This is a genomic window from Mesorhizobium sp. M1E.F.Ca.ET.063.01.1.1, assembly GCF_003998155.1.
Taxonomy (GTDB): domain Bacteria; phylum Pseudomonadota; class Alphaproteobacteria; order Rhizobiales; family Rhizobiaceae; genus Mesorhizobium.
The window spans coordinates 1-980 of record NZ_RZSC01001277.1 but is presented as its reverse complement, the minus strand read 5'-3'; the positions used below and the strand labels follow the sequence as shown (position 1 = coordinate 980).

General features: G+C 64.0%; 1 protein-coding gene and 1 pseudogene. Both read right to left on the bottom strand.

Going from position 1 to position 980, the window contains the following annotated elements; translation table 11 throughout:
* Positions 1-448, bottom strand: a pseudogene (locus tag EOA29_RS37905) (glutamine--fructose-6-phosphate aminotransferase); the annotation flags it as partial.
* 231 nt (positions 449-679) lie between these two features.
* Positions 680-980 (bottom strand): DapH/DapD/GlmU-related protein (locus EOA29_RS37900; protein WP_281061141.1); only part of this gene is annotated, 301 nt, incomplete at its 5' end.

Here is a 980-nt window from a genome sequence, read left to right as displayed (position 1 = left end):
TCAGCGCCTGATGCGCTGCCTCGACCGGCTTCAACCCCTTGGCGAGTTCCCGCGCCACCAGATGCGCGACGACCTCGGTGTCGGTCTGCGAGGTGAATGTGTAGCCGTCGCGAACCAGTTCATCGCGCAGCTCGGCGAAATTCTCGATGATGCCGTTGTGGACGATGGCGACGCCGTCGGAAAAATGCGGATGCGCGTTGGTCTCGTTCGGCACGCCATGCGTTGCCCAGCGCGTGTGGCCGATGCCGATCGTGCCGTCGAGCGGTTCTTCCTTCAACCGGCGTTCGAGGTTGATCAGCTTGCCTTCGGCGCGGCGGCGGCCGAGCTCGCCATTCTCGATGGTTGCGACGCCGGCCGAGTCATAGCCGCGATATTCGAGCCGCTTCAACGCGTCGACGATGAGCGGCGCGACCTGCGAATGGCCGACAATTCCAACGATACCGCACATGCGCTGCCCCCGATTCCCTGCGGAAACCCGGCGTTATCTAGGGATTGCCGGCCTGCCGCGAAAGTCACTTTGCGTTTCGTTCCGTGTCACCGGAACGGTTTTTGCTGCATGCACCATGACGGACCGCTCTTGCAATCCGGTTACTGCAATTGCTCGGCTTTTTGCGGCGCCGCTTCCCGATTGTTCATCGTTGGCGGCAGTCGCGTCGGCGCGGCAAAGGCCCCGTGGCGATCATTCCGCGGCCTTCTTCCTTGCCGCTGCCGCGGAGGCGAAGCGTTCCCGCAACTCCTTGCCCTTGCCGGGGATCGTCTTCTGACGGGCGCGGCCGAAGGCCAGCGCGTCGTCGGGCACGCTTTCGGTGATCACGCTGCCCGAGGCGATGTAGCCGCCCTTGCCGATCGTGACCGGCGCCACCAGCGAGGAATTCGAGCCAATGAAGGCGCCCTCGCCGATGTCGGTGAAGAATTTCGAAAAGCCGTCATAGTTGCAGGTGATGGTTCCGGCGCCGATATTGGCCCCGGCTCCCACGCGC